Annotated in this window: 1 protein-coding gene; it reads left to right on the top strand. The window is 40.8% G+C overall.

Annotated elements, in window-relative coordinates:
- The first annotated feature begins 68 nt into the window (after nt 1–68).
- Complete coding sequence (locus tag T323_RS0115785) at nt 69–1187, top strand: IS110 family RNA-guided transposase (RefSeq protein ID WP_026674122.1); 1119 nt, start codon at nt 69–71, stop codon at nt 1185–1187.
- Nucleotides 1188–1699 lie beyond the last annotated feature (512 nt).

Here is a 1699-nt window from a genome sequence, read left to right as displayed (position 1 = left end):
GGTTAGAATGTTTACTGGAAAAGTAAAAAACCAAAATCAGAGCTACATTACGAAAAGGAGCCATTACTATGAATGATAACACAAAATATGTAGGTTTAGACGTGTCTAAGGAAAATATTGCAGTTGCAATTGCATACCCGGGTAGAGAAAAGCCATGGTATCGTGGGGAGATTCCAAATACTCCAGAGGCTATTCGAAAATTAATGAAAACGTTAGGAAATCCTGAAGACTTAAAAGTCTGTTATGAAGCTGGTCCTACGGGCTATCCAATCTATCGCTTCTTGTTAACCTTAGGAATTGAGTGCGAAGTGATTGCGCCAGGCCTTATCCCTCAGAGACCAGGAGACCGTGTTAAAACGGACAAGAGAGACGCCATTCGTTTGGCACAGCTATTTCGAGCAGGAGAGTTGACATCTATTTATATACCGACTAAAGAAGATGAAGCTTTACGTGATTTAGTGCGAGCACGAGAAGATGCGAAAGAAGATGAATTACGAGTCAAGCATCGCATTACCAAACTCCTTCTTCGCTATAACATTCGCCCTCCGGAAGGAGTGGGGAGAAATTGGTCTTCTAAATATAGGGAATGGATTCATACACTAAAATTCGAATATTCTACTCTACGAATAGCTTTTCAAGAATATCTACAGAACCTACAGGAAGTAGAACAGCGACTAAAACGATTAGAAGCTGAAATAGAAGTACAGGCAACAGAAGGCGTTCACGCCCCAATGATTCAAGCGCTTCAATGCTTGCGTGGGGTAGCGACAATTACAGCAACAAGTTTAGTGGCAGAAATCGGATCATTCAAACGTTTTAGGAGTCCAAAACAACTCATGGCCTATACTGGGCTCATTCCAAGTGAAAGCTCTAGTGGTGGAATTCGCAAGCAAGGAAGTCTCACAAAAACAGGAAATACTCATGTTCGTCGATTGCTAGTAGAGTCCGCATGGAGTTATCGATATCAACCAGCAGTTAGAGATCGATTAAAAAAAAGACAAGATGGACAACCAGGGTCTGTTCAATCGATATCCTGGAAAGCTCAACAAAGGTTACACAAAAAATTCTTCCGTTTATTGTCACGTGGGAAATCAAGCAAAACAGCCATCGCAGCTGTTGCCAGAGAATTAGCAGGATTTATTTGGGCTATTGCACAAGAGATAGAAGGTACACCTAAAATAAGTTGACGGAGGTAACTAGGTTTTTCATTGTTAGAACCCATTGACATTAGGATTTCATAAATATAAAAACTAACAGTAAGCAACTTGCCCAATAAGGATAAGAGTAGGGCTCGAAGGCAAAGTAAAAAACCGTTGAGGATAATTCACGAGTTCCGCTTGTGCTAACCTTCTACAAGGTGAATGCACGTAAATAGTTAGTGAAAGGCCTCTAGACGGATTATAAATTGTGTGAATCCACGTATATCAGAATGCCAACCGGTGTTAAAAATATTTTGCCTTCGTGCCGTGTGCTTACCCTTCCTTCTCTTCTTTACAGCATCTCAATTGGACGATAGCTCGTCAAGGAAAGCACTTGACAACCTATCGTCCAATTGAGTGGGAGTTGTTAAGGTCGAAGGAAATAGTCTAACCAGATTGGTTAATCTAAAAAAAGAAGCAACAAGGTTCTTTTATTAAGGTTGCCCAAAAACGTAAAAAAGTGGGGGGGACTTGACAGTTTTGTTCATATCAGCGGAACA

Source organism: Alkalihalobacillus bogoriensis ATCC BAA-922 (genome assembly GCF_000621445.1).
In the GTDB taxonomy this organism is placed as follows: domain Bacteria; phylum Bacillota; class Bacilli; order Bacillales; family Bacillaceae_F; genus Bacillus_AO; species Bacillus_AO bogoriense.
Note: the sequence above shows the minus strand (reverse complement) of the source record. Positions and strands in the feature narration are given on the sequence as shown.